Here is a 17,102-nt window from a genome sequence, read left to right as displayed (position 1 = left end):
CCGTTTGTTAAAGATAAAAGACGATGTTTAAGCCGTGGCGCTGGCGATTACAGGACACCGCCCGAATTAGGGCTAATCAGGTGCTCGCGGATCAGCGCTAAAAACGCCTGGCCAAAGCGTTCCAGCTTGCGATGCCCCACGCCGTTGATGGACAACAGCTCGCTTTCACGCGTCGGCTGCTGCTCGGCCATTTCCAGCAGCGTCGCGTCGTTAAACACCACGTAGGGCGGCACGTTCTCTTCATCGGCAATAGCCTTACGCAAATTGCGCAGCTTGGCGAACAGTCGCCTGTCGTAGTTGCCGCTAAAGCTTTTTGCCGCGCTGGCGCTGCGGGACTTCATCTTCAGATTCAGCACTCTCGGCACGGCAAGCTGTAGTGCGACCTCCCCTCTCAGCACCGGCCTGGCAGCCTCCGTTAGCTGCAGGGCGGAATACTGCGCGACGTTTTGAGTCAATAGCCCTAAATGGATCAGCTGGCGAAGTATGCTCACCCAGTGCTCGTGGCTTTTGTCCTTGCCGACGCCGTACACCGGCAGCTTGTCGTGGCCAAATTCGCGAATTCGGGCGTTATTGGAACCCCGCAGGAGTTCCGCGATATAGCCGATGCCAAAGCGTTGACCGGCGCGATAAACGCAGGAGAGCGCCTTTTGCGCGTCCAGCAAGCCGTCGTACTGCTGCGGGGGGTCAAGGCAGATATCGCAGTTGCCGCACTGCTTTTGCTGGCTTTCGCCAAAATAGTTCAACAGCACCAGGCGGCGGCAGGTTTGCGCTTCGGCAAAGGCGTTCATCGCGTTGAGCTTGTGGCGTTCAATTTCTCGCAGCTCACCTTCCGGCTTTTCATCCAGACAGCGGCGCAGCCAGACCATGTCGGCCGGATCGTAGAACAGCACGGCTTCAGCGGGAAGGCCGTCGCGCCCCGCGCGTCCGGTTTCCTGATAGTAGGACTCAATATTGCGCGGGATATCGAAATGCACCACGAAGCGCACGTTGGGCTTGTTGATGCCCATGCCGAACGCCACGGTAGCCACCACGATTTGCAGATCGTCGCGTTGAAACGCTTCCTGCACTCGGTCACGGCTTTCGTTATCCATGCCGGCATGATAGGCCGCGACGCTCATCCCCTTCGCCCGCAGGCGCTCGGCGGCGTCCTCGACCTTTTTGCGACTGTTACAGTAGATGATGCCGCTCTTGCCGCGCTGGCTTTGCACAAAGCGCAGGAGCTGATCGGTTGGCTTGAACTTTTCAATCAGGGTATAGCGAATATTGGGCCGATCGAAGCTGCTGATATGAATGAGCGGATTGCGCAGCGCAAGCAGGCGCAAAATATCCTGACGGGTAGTTTCGTCCGCCGTTGCCGTCAGGGCGATAAAGGGGAGCGAAGGAAAGTGGTTGCGCAACGTTCCAAGGGCCCGATACTCCGGCCGAAAGTCGTGCCCCCACTGTGAAATACAGTGGGCTTCGTCCACCGCCAGTAAAGACAAATTCCAGCCGCTGAGCTGCTCAAGAAAGTTGTCCATCACCAAGCGTTCCGGCGCAACGTACAGCAGCTTGATTTCCCCTCGGCGGCAGGCGGAGATCACCTCGTACTGCTGCTCACGGGTCTGGGCAGAATTCAGATAGCCCGCAGAAATGCCGTTGGCCGTCAGCTGGTCAACCTGATCTTTCATCAGGGAAATGAGCGGTGAAACCACCAGCGCCATACCGTCCATCAGGAGCGCAGGAAGCTGATAGCACAGGGACTTGCCGCCGCCGGTAGGCATAACGACAAGGCAGTCGCGACCGGACGCAGCCTCGGTCACAATTTCCAGTTGACCCGGTCTGAACTGCTGATAGCCAAAGGTGTCACGCAGAACCCGTGCGGCCAAAGCTTCTGAATCTAATAAAACCGCCGTTGACACCTTTACCCCCTGTAACTTTTGATGTCGGCTATTCTAGGCCTATTCCCGCCGTTTGTCCTCCCTGTAGGGGGAAAATCCCCTAAACGAGGCGGAAAAATCGAGGTCGGCCGCAGCGCTTTTACTTTTATACATTCGTCTTTAGGTAAACTTGCGCAACGCCGCCAGCTTATCTCTCTTTCCTCGCGATCCGGTGCTTTACGCTGCGTCAGCGGGAAATTTAAGCAACAAACGGCTAACGAAATGAAGTACACTGTCAGACTATATTTTTCAATTCTCTACTCTTACTTCGGTCACGTTTACTCATGGAATCTCAGCAAACCCGTTTAGGCATAATCTATGCCTTGGCAGCCTATCTTATTTGGGGGATCGCGCCCGCCTACTTCAAAGTTATCGACTTTGTTCCAGCGGACGAAATTCTGACCCATCGCATTATCTGGTCATTCTTTTTCATGATCCTGCTGATAACCGTTGGGAAGCAGTGGAGCAACGTGCGCCGAGCCTGCGCGGATAAAAAGAAACTGTTACTCTTGGCCGTCAGCGCGCTGCTTATCGGCAGCAACTGGCTGACGTTTATCTGGGCGGTAAACAATCACCACATGCTGGAAGCCAGCATGGGCTACTTTATCAATCCGCTGGTAAACGTGCTGCTGGGGATGCTGTTTCTCGGCGAACGCTTTCGCCGCATGCAGTGGGTAGCCGTGTTTCTTGCGTTTGCCGGCGTCGTGATTCAGCTGTGGCAATTCGGCTCGGTGCCTTACATCAGCCTGATTTTAGCGTTCACCTTCGGCCTTTACGCGCTGGCGCGCAAAAAAATCGGCGTTGACGCCCAAAGCGGAATGCTGATGGAAACCCTGTGGCTGCTGCCCGTCGCGATCGTCTATCTGTTCTTCATCGCCGATTCGTCGACTAGCCATCTGGGGCAAAACAGCCTGTCGGTAAACCTGCTGCTTGTCGCCGCCGGCGTCGTCACCACCGTCCCGCTGCTGTTCTTTACCGCGGCGGCGACCAAGCTTAAGCTGTCAACGCTGGGCTTTTTCCAATATATCGGCCCGACGCTGATGTTCCTTTTGGCAACGCTCTTTTACGGTGAAAGCGTTGGTGAAGACAAGCTTATCACCTTCGGATTTATTTGGGTCGCGCTGGCCATTTTTATTCTGGACGCGCTTTACTCGCAAAAAAGGTTACGCTGACGGCGCTTTTCTCGGCGCATGGCGGGAAATAAACTTCGCCATCGCCGGGCCGGTCATCAGAATGCTGAATAGCCTGAGCGTCTGCATCGCCATCACGAACGACATGTCCGCCCCGCTGCCCGCAGCAATAATAGCTACCGTATCCAGCCCGCCGGGGCTGGTCGCCAAATAGGCGGTCAGGAAGTCCATATCCAGTACGTGAGTCAGCGCCAGCGCCATCAGGGCGCACAGAGACATTAACCCGACGATGGAAAGTATAATCTGCGGCAGCGTCCTTATCGCCAGCATAAACACCGCACGGTTAAAGCGCAGCCCCACGCTCCAGCCAATAAACGCATAGGCAACGGCTAATAGCCATTCGGGAAGCTGGATAGTCAGTACGTCGCCGGCGTGTAGGCCGGCACCGATAAGCATAGGAAACAGCATGGTGCCGGACGGAAAGCGCAGCCGCCGTCCAAGCCAACCCGCGACGGCTGCCAGCAGCAGCGTTGAGGCGAAGTCCCATCCCAGATGCGGAAACCAAACTATCTCCTGCGTCATGGCCTGCGCATCGCTGCCCATCGCGATGCGCACGACCAGCACCGCCGAGCCCGCAACAAACAGCACTCGCATATACTGCATAAACGCAACCAACCGCACGTCAGCACCGTAGTCTTCCGACATCGCCACCATCGCCGCCGCCCCGCCCGGAGACGATCCCCATGCGCCGGTAGTCCCCGGCAGTTGGCTAAAGCGCACCAGCAGCCAGCCTGACAGGCCGCTGGCGAACAGCGTAGACAGCAGAATAAAAAGAACGATCGGCCAGTTGGCGGCCAGAGAAACCAGGATAGAAGAAGACAGGTTTTGCGCGATCATGCAGCCGATGATCGCCTGAGAAGAGATAAAAAAGCGATTATTGATACGAATAGCCGCGCCGCACAGGCTCATTACCACGGCGACAACCATCGGCCCAAGCAGCATGGCGGCCGGCAGATGGAAGTGCAACATAATCAGCGATAGCGCTAAGGAAAGGGTCAGTAATATGGTCCACTGAAGAACGAGCGATCGCTTTGCCACGGTTAAGTATCCTGCCTGGAGAATAATGCACTCAACGACGGACGCCCGTTTTATTTTTAGACCGTAAGTCTATATTTGCGATTAAAGCTAAAACGAGACGATTAATGATAGAAAAATAGAGTTCCCGTCGACGACTATCAAGTTATTTATGGTAAAACGCACACTTTATACCAATCGAGCAGTAATTCTTTGACAAAAACAGGGTATTACGCCGCATTCTGTAAAGAATGCGGCGTTAGGCAGGGCTGGGACTATCCGAACACAATGACGGGAACAGCCTAAGGTCAAAGCCAGTTGCGGCGCTTAAAGTAAAGGTAAGGAGCAACCGCGGCGGCGATCATAAGACCAATCGACGCGGGATAGCCGAAGGTCCAGTCCAGCTCGGGCATAAACTTGAAGTTCATACCGTAGCTTGAAGCGACCAGCGTCGGCGGCAGGAACACCACGGATACCACCGAGAAGATTTTGATAATGCGGCTCTGCTCAATGTTGATAAAGCCCATCGCGGCCTGCATCAGGAAGTTGACCTTCTGGAACAGGGATTCATTGTGCGGTAGCAGAGATTCGATATCTCGCAGCACCTCGCGCGCCTGATCCAGCTGGTTGCTCGGCAGGCGGGCCTTGCGAACCAGGAAGTTCAGCGCTCGCTGGCTGTCCATCAGGCACAGGCGAACCTTCCAACCCGTATCTTCAAGCTCGGCCAGCGTTGACAGCGCCTCGTCATAGCCTTCTCCCGGATGCCCTTCCATGATGACGCGGCTGAGGGATTCCAGATCGCTATAGATATTCTCGATTTCATCAGCCAGCTGTTCGATTTTGGTTTCAAACAGATCCAGCAGCAGCTCATAGGCGTTGCCGTCAATCATGGCTCGATTGCGGGCGCGCATACGGTAGAGACGAAACGCAGGCAGATCGCGTTCGCGCAGCGTAAACAGCCGGCCTTCACGTATGGTAAACGCCACGGTGGCGTTACCGCCGCGGTCTTCCGCATCTTCGTAATAAAAGAAGGAGTGGATGTGCAGGCCGTCTTCGTCTTCAAAGAAGCGCGCTGACGCTTCAATGTCGTCCAACTCTGGTCGGGTTGCCAACGACTGCCCAAGCTCGCACTGAACGCGATCCCGCTCTTCATCTTCCGGTTCAACCAGGTCTACCCATACGGAAGAGGTTAAGTTATCGCCATCGTCCAGTTCCAGACGAGACAAACGGCAGTCAGCTAACTGAAATGCGCTTAGCATAGCGTCATCCCTCTTTTTACAGTAGTAACGACACGAGCAACGCGTTGAACAATTTGAGATACACATCGCAGACCTAACGTCTGGATGATAAGACTCAGTAGCGACGACGATGAGTAAGAGGTCGCTGACAACCACGAAGGCTATCAGCAAAAGGGAATAGCCTTAGAAGTTGAACTTAGTTAAAAGATTCTTGAGCCAGTATCGACTGGGAATGTCCAAAGCTGTTGCCCCCGTAGGAAAATAGTGCGCGCATGTTACGCCTAGTAGAAAAAGGCTGTCAACTGTTGAACAACATTTAGAGACGCAGCCTAACAACCACCGAACGCAATTGCAGGACAAATGATAGCTGGGAAAAATAATTTTTCCATCAGGTCGTTAGATAATTCGCCGCTCGCGGAGAAAACGACTGCCGCTGACCGACTGCTGCAACACAATCGGGCCTCGGCGGCGTTTTATAACAAAGAAAAACGGGCGAATTAAAGCGTTTCAAGGCGAGCGTAGGAAGCCACCAGCCACTTGATGCCCTCACCCTGAAAGGCTATCTGTAAGCGCGCGTGTTCGCCGCTGCCTTCCAGATTGATAACGGTACCCTCGCCAAACTTGGGATGGCGCACCCGCTGGCCCAGCCGATAGCCGCTGTCGTTCTGGCTGATGGGCGTTCCCATGCGGCTGTGATTAACCGGTCGAGAAACGCTGGCGCGCAGCCGAACCTCCTCAACGCACTCCTGCGGCAGTTCGCCGACAAAGCGCGATGGACGATGATAGACCTCTTTGCCGTACAGGCGTCGGGTTTCCGCGTAGGTGAGCGTCAGCTTCTGCATCGCGCGAGTCACGCCTACGTAGGCCAGTCGGCGCTCCTCTTCCAGCCGCCCACCTTCGTCCAGAGACATCTGGCTGGGAAACATGCCTTCCTCCATGCCGACGATAAACACCTGCTGAAACTCCAGCCCCTTGGCCGAGTGCAGCGTCATCAGCTGCACCGCATCCTGATAGGCGTCGGCCTGCCCTTCGCCCGCTTCAAGCGCGGCATGGGATAAAAACGCCTGCAGCGGCGTCAGATCCATATCTTCATCCTGGAAGCTGAACTGACGAGTGGCAGTGACCAGTTCCTCCAGGTTTTCAACCCGCGCCTGTCCTTTCTCTCCCTTTTCCTGTTCGTACATTTGGCGCAGGCCGGAATCGCGAATGACGCGATCGGTCTGAACGTGCAGCGGCAGCTCGCCGGTTTCTCGGGTCAGGGCTTCGATCAGCTCAATGAAACGCTGTACCGCAGCGGCGGCGCGCCCGGCCAGAACCTTCTCTGAAAGCAGCGCAACCGAGGACTGCCACAGCGTAATTTGCCGGTCGCGGGCCGCGTGGCGGATAACGTCAAGAGATCGGTCACCGATGCCGCGGGTCGGCGTATTGACGACCCGCTCAAACGCCGCATCGTCGTTAGGGTTGGAAATAAGCCGCAAATAGGCCAGAGAATCCTTGATTTCCTGCCGTTCGAAAAAGCGCATGCCGCCGTAGATGCGATACGGCATCGACGCCTGTAGCAGCGCCTCTTCCAGCACCCGCGACTGGGCGTTGCTGCGATAGAGGATCGCACAGTCGTTCAACGCTCCGCCGCCGTCCTGATAGGACTTAATGCGGCTGACGACGAAGCGGGCTTCATCAAGTTCGTTAAACGCGCAGTACAGAGAAATCGGCTCGCCCGCGCCGTCTTCGGTCCACAGCTCTTTCCCCAAGCGGCCATCGTTGTTGGCAATCAGGGCGTTGGCGGCGGTAAGAATGTTCTTGGTGGAGCGATAGTTCTGTTCCAGACGCACCGTCTGTGCGCCGGGGAAGTCGTCAAGAAAGCGCTGAATGTTCTCCACCTGAGCGCCGCGCCAGCCGTAAATGGACTGGTCGTCATCGCCAACGATCATCACTTTGGAAGCGTCGCCCGCCAGCATGCGGATCCAGGCGTACTGAATGCGGTTGGTGTCCTGAAATTCGTCCACCAGAATGTTGGTAAAGCGCTCGCGGTAATGATTAAGGATCTGCGGCTTGTGCAGCCACAGCTCGTGGGCGCGTAAAAGCAGTTCGGCAAAGTCCACCAGCCCAGCGCGATCGCAGGCTTCCTGATAGGCCTGATAGATGCGCAGCCAGGTGCCTTCCGTCAGGTTGCCGTACGTTTCGATATGGGAAGGGCGCAGGCCGTCGTCTTTTTTATTGTTGATGTACCACATCGCCTGGCGGGGAGGCCACTGCTTCTCATCCAGGTTCATCGCGCGAACGATGCGCTTGAGCAGGCGAAGCTGGTCTTCACTGTCCAGAATCTGGAAGTCCTGCGGCAGATTGGCGTCAAGATGATGGGCGCGCAGCAGGCGGTGGGCCAGCCCGTGGAAGGTGCCAATCCACATGCCGCCCTGGCTGGTGCCGATAAGCTGTTCAATGCGATGGCGCATCTCTGCGGCGGCCTTGTTGGTAAAGGTCACCGCCATAATTGAGTAGGGCGAACAGCGCTCGACGGCTAACAGCCAGGCGATGCGGTGCACCAACACTCGGGTCTTTCCACTACCGGCCCCGGCCAGCACCAGCATGTTGGTACGGGGAGCCGCAACGGCTTCGCGCTGTTTATCGTTCAAGCTTTCAAGCAGAAGGGAAACGTCCATTATTGCGCCATATACTGGTAATTTATACAGAGGATGGAGCGATTATACCAACCGACACAGTGAATCCAATCTAGAAATTTCAATATGGGGTAATAAACGGGCGTCGGATACCTGAGTCAGGCTCTTCTTGCGATCGTTAATCCAACACGCCTGAAGGCCGTGACGCACCGCGCCGGCGACGTCGGTCGTCAGGTCGTCCCCCACGTGCAGAATGTACTGAGGGGCAATATTTAACCTGCGGGCGACGTTCAAATACATATCGCCGAACGGCTTGGCCCGACCGTCAGGCCCGGCGCGAAGCACCATTTGAAAATAAGGGCTCAGGCCAAACAGCTGTGGGTTTGCGTTGCCGTTGGTGACCGCCACCAGAGGAAAGCGCGTCGCCAGCAGGCTTAGCGTAGTATGCGTCGCTTGTGGCACCTCAATGCGGCTGCGCCAGTAGCTGAAGTGCTCCATCGTCCGCGCCGCGCCTTCTGCCGCGTCGCATTGGCTATAGCCGTGCGCCAGCAGCGTAGCTTCAAACGCCCGGCGGCGCCATTCGCTGACGTCGTGGTAGATGTCCGGCTCTCGCGCCAGAAGCTCGCCGCGAATGCGGTTAAAGCCGTCTCTATCCAACAGGGCAACCCGAGGGAAATTCTGCTGCATAAACTGGATGACTTCCGTTTCCGTACGTTCGATTACCGGTCGGTTATCGTACAGCGTGTCGTCCAGATCGAACGTCATGGCCTTGATAGGACCAAGCGGCCGGTAAATACGCATCAGGATTTCCCCCTTTTCGCTCTCGGATGAGCAGCATCATACACAGAACTTAAGTGCTGGAAATCCAAATGCGTATAAATTTGCGTAGTGGACAGGCTGGCGTGGCCAAGCAGTTCCTGAACGGCGCGCAGATCGCCGCTGGATTCCAGCATATGGGTGGCGAAAGAGTGACGAAGCTTGTGGGGATGCACGTGGCTGCTCACACCCTGCTTAACGCCCCACTGCGCGAAGCGTTTTTCTACATTGCGCGCCGAAATCCGACGTCCCAACTTGGATAAAAACAGCGCGTCGTCCTGCGGTTCGTAAAACTCGCGCATCGGCAGCCAGCGGTTCAGCCATTCAAGGGCCATTCTGCCAATCGGCAACTTGCGTTCCTTGCTGCCTTTACCCAACACCCGCAGCTCGCCGGCGTCAAGATTGACGTCGCGGCAGTCGAGACCAACCAGTTCGGACAGGCGCAGGCCGCCGCTGTACATCAGCTCCAGCATGGCCCGGTCGCGAACGGACAGCGGATCGTTTAGGTTAATCTCCAGCAGGCTGCTAACCTCATCGACGTCCATATTCTTCGGCAGGTGGCGCCCTTGCCGCGGCGCAGAAATCCCCTTTGCCGGGTTAGCGTTCAAATCGCCACGACCGACCATCCAGTCCAGGCAGCGTCTAAGCGCCGACAGTCGCAGCGCCAGGCTGGCTGACTCCAGGCCTGCTCGCTTGCTGCGCGTTACCAGAGAACGCACGCCGGCCGCATCGAGCTTCGCCCATTCGGTGATATTAGCGTCCGCCATCAGCGCCATAACGGCCTGAAGCTGGCGGTGATAGCTCGATAGCGTATGGGGGCTTAGCCGTCTTTCAACGCGGAGGTAGCGCAAAAAGCCGTCAACCGGCTCTTGCAAAGCGGCAGGCAGGGAGCGTTCATCGCCGCCGGTCATTTCTGCTCAATCCAGTGCGCCAGCAGGCCGGGCAGCAGCAGGCTCAGGTTTTCCAACAGCAACGTTCCCATGCCCTGTTGATAATGTTGGGGATCGCGGCTGATAAAAATCACCATACCCATGTCGCCGCGCTTGCCCAGCATGGAAATGGCAACCGACCCCACCATTTTGGCTTCCGGCATCAGCAGCAAAATCTCAGGGCCATTAAGAGGCCCCAAATACTGATTAGACTGCCCGAAACGCTGAATGCGCAGCGGTTCGAAAGACTGGCGAGGCAGGGCTAAATGGGTAAAGTCGGAGGGCGCATCGAGACGCCATTTTTCACTGAACAGGCGCAGCGCTACGCCCACCAGGCCAAGCGATTTCGCCCACTTTTGCAGGCGGTTCAGCAGGTCCTGTAGGCTATCGGACTGCACCAGATCGCACTGAAGGTTAATCAGCCGATTGAACAGCGCTTCATTAGCAGACGCCTGCTCCATCAGCAGAGTAATCTCTTCTTCCAGCTGTTGAATGTGGTGCCTCTGTCGCCCCAGTTGCCACTCAACCAGCGAGACGCTGTCTCTGACGGGATGAGGAACGCGCATTTGTTCAACCTGACGCGCGTTTCGAATGAAGAAGTCAGGGTTATTCAGCAGAAACTGACTAACCTGTTCATCGGTTAACTCTACGCCAATCGTTGCTCCGCCTTCAGCCCGCTCGCTCATAAATGAATAAATCCATCATAAACATGTGTCGCCGGCCCAACCATAAACAGCGGGTTTCCCGGCCCCTTCCAGCTTATTTGCAGCTCGCCCCCCGGCAGGGCTACGTTAACCTTATTGTCCAACACGCCCTGAATTATGCCGACGGCCACCGCCGCGCAGGCGCCGCTGCCGCAGGCCTGCGTTTCCCCCGCGCCGCGTTCGTATACCCGCAGGCGGATACTGCCGCGATGGAGCACCTGCATAAAGCCGACGTTAGCCCGCTCAGGAAAGCGCTCATGATTTTCCAACAGCGGCCCCAGCGTTTCTACGTCAGCGGTAGTTACGTCATCTACCTGCAAAACGCAGTGAGGATTGCCCATCGATACCGCACCGCACAGTACGGTACGCTCGTCAGCGCGCAGAATGTAGGTTTTTTCCATTTTTGCAGCGCGAAACGGGATCTCGCCGGGCTCGAAGTTGGGGATACCCATATTGACCGTGACCAGGTCGTCTTCACCGACGGTCAGCGTCATGCGGCCGTTTTGCGTGCTCACGCGGATCTCGCGTTTATTGGTCAGCCCCTTAAGGCGAACAAAGCGGGCAAAGCAGCGCGCGCCGTTGCCGCACTGCGCGACTTCACTGCCGTCTGCGTTAAAAATTCGATAGTGGAAGTCCAGATCGGGGTCGTAAGGCGCCTCGACGACTAAAAGCTGATCGAACCCCACGCCGTAGTGGCGGTCCGCCAGGCGTCGAATCAGCTCCGGCGAAAAATAGACGTTTTGGGTGACGGCGTCGACCACCATAAAGTCGTTACCCAAACCGTGCATTTTGGAGAATTGCATCTGTTACCCCACTGATGACGACCGGCACTGGGCCGCCGTCGCTAAAGTTTTATTCGGGCCGCGAATATCGGCGAAGCCCTAAACCCAGGCTTCGCCCAATCGTCTATTTTAACAAACGTTCGCCGCGCCACAGGTCCTCAAAGCGCTCACGCTCACGAACCAAATGCGCCTGATTGCCGTCAACCATGACCTCCGCGGGGCGACAGCGGGTGTTATAGTTAGAGCTCATGGTAAAACCATAGGCGCCCGCGCTCCTGACCACCAGCAGATCGCCCTCATTGAGCGTCAAGTCGCGCTTTTTACCGAGAAAATCGCCGGTTTCACACACCGGGCCGACAACGTCATAGCTCTGGCGATGCCCCTGCGGATGTTCTAGCGCGGGAATAATCTTCATCCACGCTTCGTACAGCGCCGGGCGGATCAGGTCGTTCATGCCGGCGTCAACGATGGCGAAATGGTGGTCATCTTGGGTTTTCAGATATTCCACCGTTGTCACCATTATGCCGGCGTTGGCCGCAATCGCTCGACCGGGCTCGAAGCAAAGCTCCAAATTTTCCCGCCCTTTAAGCTTGGCCAGCAGGGCCGAGGCGTACTCCTTCGGCTCTGGCGGCGTTTCGTCATCGTAACGAACGCCCAATCCACCGCCCAGATCCAGATGGTGAATATGAATGCCGTCCTCTTCCAACTGGTCTAACAGCAGCAGCAGCCGATCGGCGGCATCGAGGAACGGCGAAAGCTCCGTCAGCTGTGAGCCGATATGACAGTCGACGCCGCGGATCTCGATGTTCGCCATGCTGTTAGCCAGCCGATAGACTTCTCGCGCCGTTTGATAGCTGATGCCGAACTTATTTTCTTTCAGTCCGGTAGAAATATAAGGGTGCGTTTTAGCGTCAACGTCCGGGTTAATGCGCAAAGAGATCGGCGCCTTGAAGCCCATGTCTCCGGCAACCTGATTAATGCGGTGCAGCTCCGGCACGGACTCAACGTTAAAACAGCGGATCCCTACCTCCAGCGCCCGGCGAATTTCTACGACGGATTTCGCCACGCCGGAAAACACCACCTTATCCGGGGAACCGCCGGCGGCAAGAACGCGCTCAAGCTCGCCCTGAGACACAATGTCGAAACCGGACCCCATACGCGCCAGCAGGTTTAAAAAAGCCAGGTTGCTGTTAGCCTTAATCGCATAACAAATAAGGTGAGGATGCCCGGCCAGCGCATCATCGAACGCGCGCCAGTGCCGCTCGATGGTGGCTCGGGAGTAAACGTAAAGCGGCGTTCCGAAACGCTCTGCAAGTGAAGCGACCGACACGTCTTCTGCAAACAGCTGCCCGTCTTTGTAATTGAAGTAGTCCATATAAGTTCACCTGACCTTATTTTATTGCGGGCATAACTATAATAGCCGTCCCATCTTCTATAACTCGATTTCCGGACGGTGTCGCCTCGGCTATCCTTAAAAATGCAGGTTTGTTACTGCGATGCGTTCATACTGGAACCACCCTCGCTCACCGCTTGGGAGACGCCCTGATCCGGTACGGTAACATCCTGAGTCGGCTCATCCGGCGGCATGTAGAGAGGCCCCTTAAGGCCGCAGCCGCTAAGCCAGAGGGTTGCTATAACAACGAGTGAGCAGCGTAAAGTTTTATTCATGCATCTATTCACGTAAATAGGCCTATGATTCATTTTGTCTAGCCCTCTATAATCGCAGCTGGATCACGAAAAGCAATAGGAATTCTGATTATGAACGACACCGAGTTTCATCGACTGGCCGACACGCTTTTTCATCACGTTGAAGAATCCCTCGATAATTTTGACGGTGACGCCGACATTGATTATGAAATCAACGGCGGGGTGATGTCACTGTCTTTTGATAATGGCAGCAAAATTATCATTAATAAACAGGAAGCTATGCATCAAGTTTGGCTGGCGGCCAAGGGCGGCGGCTACCATTTCGACTACCGTGACGGCCAATGGCTGTGCGACCGCAGCGGCAGGTCATTCTTCGTTGTGCTGTCAGAAGCCGCGACGGAGCAGGCGGGAGAGCCGGTAGAGCTGGCGGAATAAAATCCTCAATAGCCATCGGCGGCTGCACGGTGTTATGATTTTTTTGCCTGCGGTAGCAATAGCGTTTTCAGACGTTCTCGTTTGAACGGGTCGGCGAATCGCCGACTTTACGCAAGCAGCTTGGCCCATATACCCTAAGCCGCGTCAAAGTACATCAGCACGCTTTGCGTGCGACGCGCTTACGCGCTAGGTACGTTTCCACGCCTTAGGGATCGCTTATCGTATTGCCGCCGCAGGCGCCTTTAACCACCGATGCAGCAAGGAGCACTCATTGGACGCAGCCAGGGCCTGTCTGATAGCGTTGGAATTAACCGGCAAAACCGCTTGTCCCGCCGACAAAGAAATCCAATGCCTTTACGCTCTCAGCAACCGCAGCGATCGCCACTATCGAAAGATCGTATTGACCAAGCGCAGCGGCGGCCTGCGCACGCTGTATGCGCCCGATATTTTGCTAAAATCCGTGCAGAGAAACATCCTTCGCAACGTGCTTTCTCTCTTTCCCCTGTCTCCTTTCGCCACCGCCTATCGAGAGAAATGCTCGACGTTAGACAACGCCAGTCCTCACGTTGCGCAGAGCAACGTCTTAAAGCTCGATATAGAAAACTTTTTTGACAGCATCACGTTCTTCCACGTCCATCGCCTTTTTAAAAAGACGGAGCTGCCCGCTGCCGTAGTGACGCTACTGACACACCTGTGCTGCCATCGCGACGTTCTGCCGCAGGGGGCGCCTACTTCGCCGACTATTTCCAATCTTGTCATGAAGCGCTTTGACGACGTCATAGGCCTGTGGTGCCAAGAACGAGATATTGTTTATACGCGCTACTGCGACGACATGACCTTTTCCGGCGATTTTGACGCCCGGCAGGTCAAAAACAAGGTTCGCGGCCTGCTCTACGACATGGGCTTTACGCTTAACGCTCGTAAAAGCCGACTGATAACGGCGAACCAGCGCCAAACCGTAACCGGCATCGTTGTTAATCAAAAGCCGCAGCTTACCCGCGATATCCGGCGAAAGCTTCGGCAAGAGGTCTACTTTTGTCAGCGGTTCGGCGTAGCGTCACACCTTGTGCAAACCGGTGATTTCAACCCACAGGAAAGCCCACGGGAGCAGCGCCTGCGCTACCTTCAGTCGCTTCAGGGGAAAATTGCCTATTTGCTGCAAATCAACCCGGACGATGCAGAGTTTCAGAACGCGCGCAGCGCTGTCAGGCAATTATTGAAAGAAGAATCAGCGTCGGCCTAGAACGTATTGCTTAACAAAATATCTTTCTTAGTGAGCGGCACCGTCGGCGCGCTTAAAGGGGAAATAGAGTTGCTGTTGAAGGGAATAACTTTTTCTACCTCGTTTTCCCGAATGATTTGATAAAACTGCGGCAGATTAAAGTTCACCGAGCCGGAGCCGTAGGTAAAGCGCTCGTGAGAAGAGGCATAAAAGCGGCTGACGTCGCATACCAGTTCATCAATACAGCCCTGACAGTTCAGATAAACTTCCACCCGGTTAAGCTCGTCAAGAATATAGATATTGAAGCCCTTCTCCGTATCCTCAAAGAAAAACTGAATGATGCCTTCGCTGGCAAAGCCGTCGATAATCTCCGGCAGGTGCTGGTGTTCAGACTTCGGCTCCATCGAAATGCCGTTGAGCTTGTTATTGGAAATCGCGCCGTAAAACTCCACGGCGTTTTCCAGCCGCTGAACGGAAACGCTAAGCCGTTCGAAGAACAGGCCCCAGGTCTGACCGGCGACGCGAATTGCCTTAAAGCGGTTTGATTCCTGACGCGTACTTGACAGCCGCAGGCTGATGCATTCTAAAACCAGCTGCTGAAGCCGAGTCTGAATCAGTCCTCGCAGATGCTCGCTGTAACAGAACACGTCCACCGACTCCGGCGGTTCAGCGTCCTGATGCATTTTACCCAAAATAGTTTTCAACGCCTCAATGACGGCCTGGCTGCTGTTAAAGTGCAGCGTACGGATCTCATTCCACGAGTTACGATACAGCAGGTCAACGCTGCCAATAAGGCACTGCTCCTGGCTGCCGAAGCTGAGAACGTCCAGCTTGCCGAGGTCAAACGATGGCGTATTTTCTTGCAGCAAAGAGGCCGTTGGGTCGTTTTCAAGATTGACTATCAGCGCCAAATGCCGAATTTCACAGGGGCTATACAGCGCCTTGGGCGTCGGCGCCGGAACCCGCAGAGGGAAATGCTTGGCGATATCGGCCACAAACGCCTGCAGCTTATCCGTGTCGCAGCACTGGCCGTTTTTAACGTGTATGTGCGTATCGGGCGTCAACAGGCCGTTGAAATAGCTCCAGGCTACCAGCTTGCTCAGATAGCGGTTATATTCCAGCGGCTGATGCCCAATGATGGAATTAATCGTCGGCGACTGATTATAGAGATACCAGCCCGCGCGGTTGGCGCGATCGACCGGCACCTGAATAAAGGTCAGATTTTTTTCGGACAGGTCCGGCGATATTTGCGGGTTAACCAGCGTCACTTTCCCCGGCAGCGCCTCAAACGCCGCGTAGAGCTTGCGGGTCAATACGCCGATATCCTGCGGGCTGGCGCTGACGCTCAGATTATTTCTGCGGGCAAAGCGAATAAGGTTGCGATAGCTCTGCATCAGCGCGTCAAGCAGCTCGTTGTTGGCTTCGCGCACGCGCTCTATCTTCCAGCAGGCCCGATTGTCCAATACCTGAATTTGCTCGTGGCTCCAGCCCCACTCGCGAACCAGCTGATGTAATATTTCCCGCCGCCAGTTGCCCTGTTCCGGTATGCTCTGTGCCGGAACGGAAAGCTGTTCGCAGACTTTCATATAGAAGCAGCGGCGCGCTAAATCCAATCGAGCATCATCGCCGATGGCAACCAGATAGGTCGTCACTCTTTCCAGCATCATGTAATAAGAATCGAGGCTGAAGGAGTCCAGATCGCCGTTATGCAGCCGGCGCTTAATTTCCAGCGCCAGCAGCTGCGACTGGGGATATTCCCACGAATAGGCCTCCAGCAGCAGAGTTTTCAAAACGGCTTTATAGGGGGAGTCGATGCTCTTATACAGCTGCCACAGGCTGGCGCCAAAGTATTCTTCCGCCGACAGCGCGCCCAGGCCGCCCAGATCTATCCACTCATCGCGCTTTAAAGAACCGTCGGCAAAAAGCGCCGAGACGTACTCTTCATAATTCATCTCCCGATCGCCAGGAACCATGTTCCACAGGAGCGGCTTGCCGGCTAACCTGACGGCGCTGCGGTAAAACTCATCCAAAAGAAGGATGTGCAGCGTCGAGCCGCAGTCTTCTGCATCAAGTTTGCCGCTCAGGTTTTGACGAAAGCGGTTTTCGTCAATCAGAAAAAAGTTAACTTCCACGCCGAGCGACGCGGCCCACTGTTCCAGCAGCAGGCACTTTGCCTGAAGGATCGTACGTTCGTTGCCGTTTAGCCAGGATTGGTGACAAACCCAGATATCCAAATCGGAAAAGCGGCTTTGGCCGGAAGAGGACGTGCTTCCCATACTATAAACGCCGGTAATGGGAAGATTGGCGCCGCTATTGGGCGACAAAGAAATAGGGGTAGATTTGCAAAACTCTTGCAAATACTGGCGCTGAACGTCAGTCGGCGCGTAGGAACATATGCCGTAGGGAACGATCCCGCCCTGATAACCGGGCATGCTGGGATGGTGATAGTGTAGAAAAACAGGCAGCAGAGTATAGACCTGCCGGAACGCAGATCCCATATTCGCCATAGCACGTTCGATACGCAGTTGATTTAACGTATCCAAACGCTGCTTTAATAAAGTGATATTAAGATGCAAGACGATTTGCCTGAT

Annotated in this window: 14 protein-coding genes; 3 read left to right on the top strand and 11 right to left on the bottom strand. The window is 55.5% G+C overall.

What is annotated here, in order from left to right; genetic code table 11:
* Positions 1-47 precede the first annotated feature (47 nt).
* The gene (gene recQ / locus G544_RS0115520; protein WP_027275451.1) at positions 48-1,898 is read right to left on the bottom strand and encodes an ATP-dependent DNA helicase RecQ; all 1,851 of its coding nucleotides are present in this window, start codon (positions 1,896-1,898) and stop codon (positions 48-50) included.
* Positions 1,899-2,200: 302 nt separating this feature from the next.
* On the opposite strand from recQ, the gene rarD reads away from it, so the two are divergent.
* Positions 2,201-3,088 (top strand): EamA family transporter RarD, encoded by an 888-nt coding sequence (gene rarD, locus G544_RS0115515; protein ID WP_027275450.1) that lies wholly within the window; start codon positions 2,201-2,203, stop codon positions 3,086-3,088.
* Here rarD and G544_RS0115510 read toward each other — a convergent pair.
* The 9 genes from G544_RS0115510 to lptM all read right to left on the bottom strand — a co-directional run bounded on the left by G544_RS0115510 (position 3,080) and on the right by lptM (position 12,875).
* Entirely contained in the window at positions 3,080-4,144 is a 1,065-nt protein-coding gene (locus tag G544_RS0115510; protein ID WP_027275449.1) for an AbrB family transcriptional regulator, read from the bottom strand. The genes rarD and G544_RS0115510 overlap by 9 nt on opposite strands.
* Positions 4,145-4,428: 284 nt before the next feature.
* Positions 4,429-5,379, bottom strand: coding sequence for a magnesium/cobalt transporter CorA (corA, locus tag G544_RS0115505; protein WP_027275448.1), 951 nt, complete (start codon positions 5,377-5,379; stop codon positions 4,429-4,431).
* A 476-nt stretch (positions 5,380-5,855) separates the two neighbouring features.
* The gene (uvrD, locus tag G544_RS0115500) at positions 5,856-8,018 is read right to left on the bottom strand and encodes a DNA helicase II (protein WP_027275447.1); all 2,163 of its coding nucleotides are present in this window, start codon (positions 8,016-8,018) and stop codon (positions 5,856-5,858) included.
* A 42-nt stretch (positions 8,019-8,060) separates the two neighbouring features.
* Positions 8,061-8,777: a 5-amino-6-(5-phospho-D-ribitylamino)uracil phosphatase YigB gene (gene yigB / locus G544_RS0115495; RefSeq protein ID WP_027275446.1), complete on the bottom strand. Its 717-nt coding sequence runs from the start codon at positions 8,775-8,777 to the stop codon at positions 8,061-8,063.
* Complete coding sequence (xerC, locus tag G544_RS0115490) at positions 8,777-9,703, bottom strand: tyrosine recombinase XerC (protein ID WP_036024274.1); 927 nt, start codon at positions 9,701-9,703, stop codon at positions 8,777-8,779. Before xerC ends, yigB begins: the two co-directional genes overlap by 1 nt.
* Positions 9,700-10,407 (bottom strand): DUF484 domain-containing protein, encoded by a 708-nt coding sequence (locus G544_RS0115485; protein ID WP_051155791.1) that lies wholly within the window; start codon positions 10,405-10,407, stop codon positions 9,700-9,702. The genes xerC and G544_RS0115485 overlap by 4 nt, the downstream gene beginning before the upstream one ends.
* Complete coding sequence (gene dapF / locus G544_RS0115480; RefSeq protein ID WP_027275443.1) at positions 10,404-11,228, bottom strand: diaminopimelate epimerase; 825 nt, start codon at positions 11,226-11,228, stop codon at positions 10,404-10,406. The genes G544_RS0115485 and dapF overlap by 4 nt, the downstream gene beginning before the upstream one ends.
* 103 nt (positions 11,229-11,331) lie before the next feature.
* Complete coding sequence (gene lysA / locus G544_RS0115475; RefSeq protein WP_027275442.1) at positions 11,332-12,582, bottom strand: diaminopimelate decarboxylase; 1,251 nt, start codon at positions 12,580-12,582, stop codon at positions 11,332-11,334.
* A 113-nt stretch (positions 12,583-12,695) separates the two neighbouring features.
* The gene (lptM, locus tag G544_RS21815) at positions 12,696-12,875 is read right to left on the bottom strand and encodes an LPS translocon maturation chaperone LptM (protein ID WP_071783405.1); all 180 of its coding nucleotides are present in this window, start codon (positions 12,873-12,875) and stop codon (positions 12,696-12,698) included.
* Positions 12,876-12,965: 90 nt separating this feature from the next.
* Here lptM and cyaY point away from each other — a divergent pair, with 90 nt between their 5' ends.
* Together cyaY and G544_RS0115465 are read left to right on the top strand one after the other, a co-directional pair.
* The gene (cyaY, locus tag G544_RS0115470) at positions 12,966-13,289 is read left to right on the top strand and encodes an iron donor protein CyaY (protein WP_027275441.1); all 324 of its coding nucleotides are present in this window, start codon (positions 12,966-12,968) and stop codon (positions 13,287-13,289) included.
* A gap of 271 nt (positions 13,290-13,560) precedes the next feature.
* A complete protein-coding gene (locus tag G544_RS0115465; protein WP_027275440.1) occupies positions 13,561-14,532 on the top strand; it encodes a reverse transcriptase family protein in 972 nt (323 codons plus the stop codon).
* On the opposite strand, the gene G544_RS20765 is transcribed toward G544_RS0115465, so the two are convergent.
* Positions 14,529-17,087: a class I adenylate cyclase gene (locus tag G544_RS20765; RefSeq protein ID WP_051155790.1), complete on the bottom strand. Its 2,559-nt coding sequence runs from the start codon at positions 17,085-17,087 to the stop codon at positions 14,529-14,531. The two genes, G544_RS0115465 and G544_RS20765, sit on opposite strands and share 4 nt — an antisense overlap.
* Positions 17,088-17,102 lie beyond the last annotated feature (15 nt).

The organism is Leminorella grimontii ATCC 33999 = DSM 5078, assembly GCF_000439085.1.
Taxonomy (GTDB): domain Bacteria; phylum Pseudomonadota; class Gammaproteobacteria; order Enterobacterales; family Enterobacteriaceae; genus Leminorella; species Leminorella grimontii.
The sequence above is the reverse complement of the archived record's forward strand: the minus strand, read 5'-3'. Positions and strand labels throughout refer to the sequence as shown.

Bases quoted from the DNA above. Each gene is read 5' to 3' on its own strand.
- rarD (WP_027275450.1), top strand. From the start codon at position 2,201: ATGGAATCTCAGCAAACCCGTTTAGGCATAATCTATGCCTTGGCAGCC.
- corA (WP_027275448.1), bottom strand. From the start codon at position 5,379: ATGCTAAGCGCATTTCAGTTAGCTGACTGCCGTTTGTCTCGTCTGGAA.
- uvrD (WP_027275447.1), bottom strand. From the start codon at position 8,018: ATGGACGTTTCCCTTCTGCTTGAAAGCTTGAACGATAAACAGCGCGAA.
- yigB (WP_027275446.1), bottom strand. From the start codon at position 8,777: ATGCGTATTTACCGGCCGCTTGGTCCTATCAAGGCCATGACGTTCGAT.
- xerC (WP_036024274.1), bottom strand. From the start codon at position 9,703: ATGACCGGCGGCGATGAACGCTCCCTGCCTGCCGCTTTGCAAGAGCCG.
- G544_RS0115485 (WP_051155791.1), bottom strand. From the start codon at position 10,407: ATGAGCGAGCGGGCTGAAGGCGGAGCAACGATTGGCGTAGAGTTAACC.
- dapF (WP_027275443.1), bottom strand. From the start codon at position 11,228: ATGCAATTCTCCAAAATGCACGGTTTGGGTAACGACTTTATGGTGGTC.
- lysA (WP_027275442.1), bottom strand. From the start codon at position 12,582: ATGGACTACTTCAATTACAAAGACGGGCAGCTGTTTGCAGAAGACGTG.
- lptM (WP_071783405.1), bottom strand. From the start codon at position 12,875: ATGAATAAAACTTTACGCTGCTCACTCGTTGTTATAGCAACCCTCTGG.
- cyaY (WP_027275441.1), top strand. From the start codon at position 12,966: ATGAACGACACCGAGTTTCATCGACTGGCCGACACGCTTTTTCATCAC.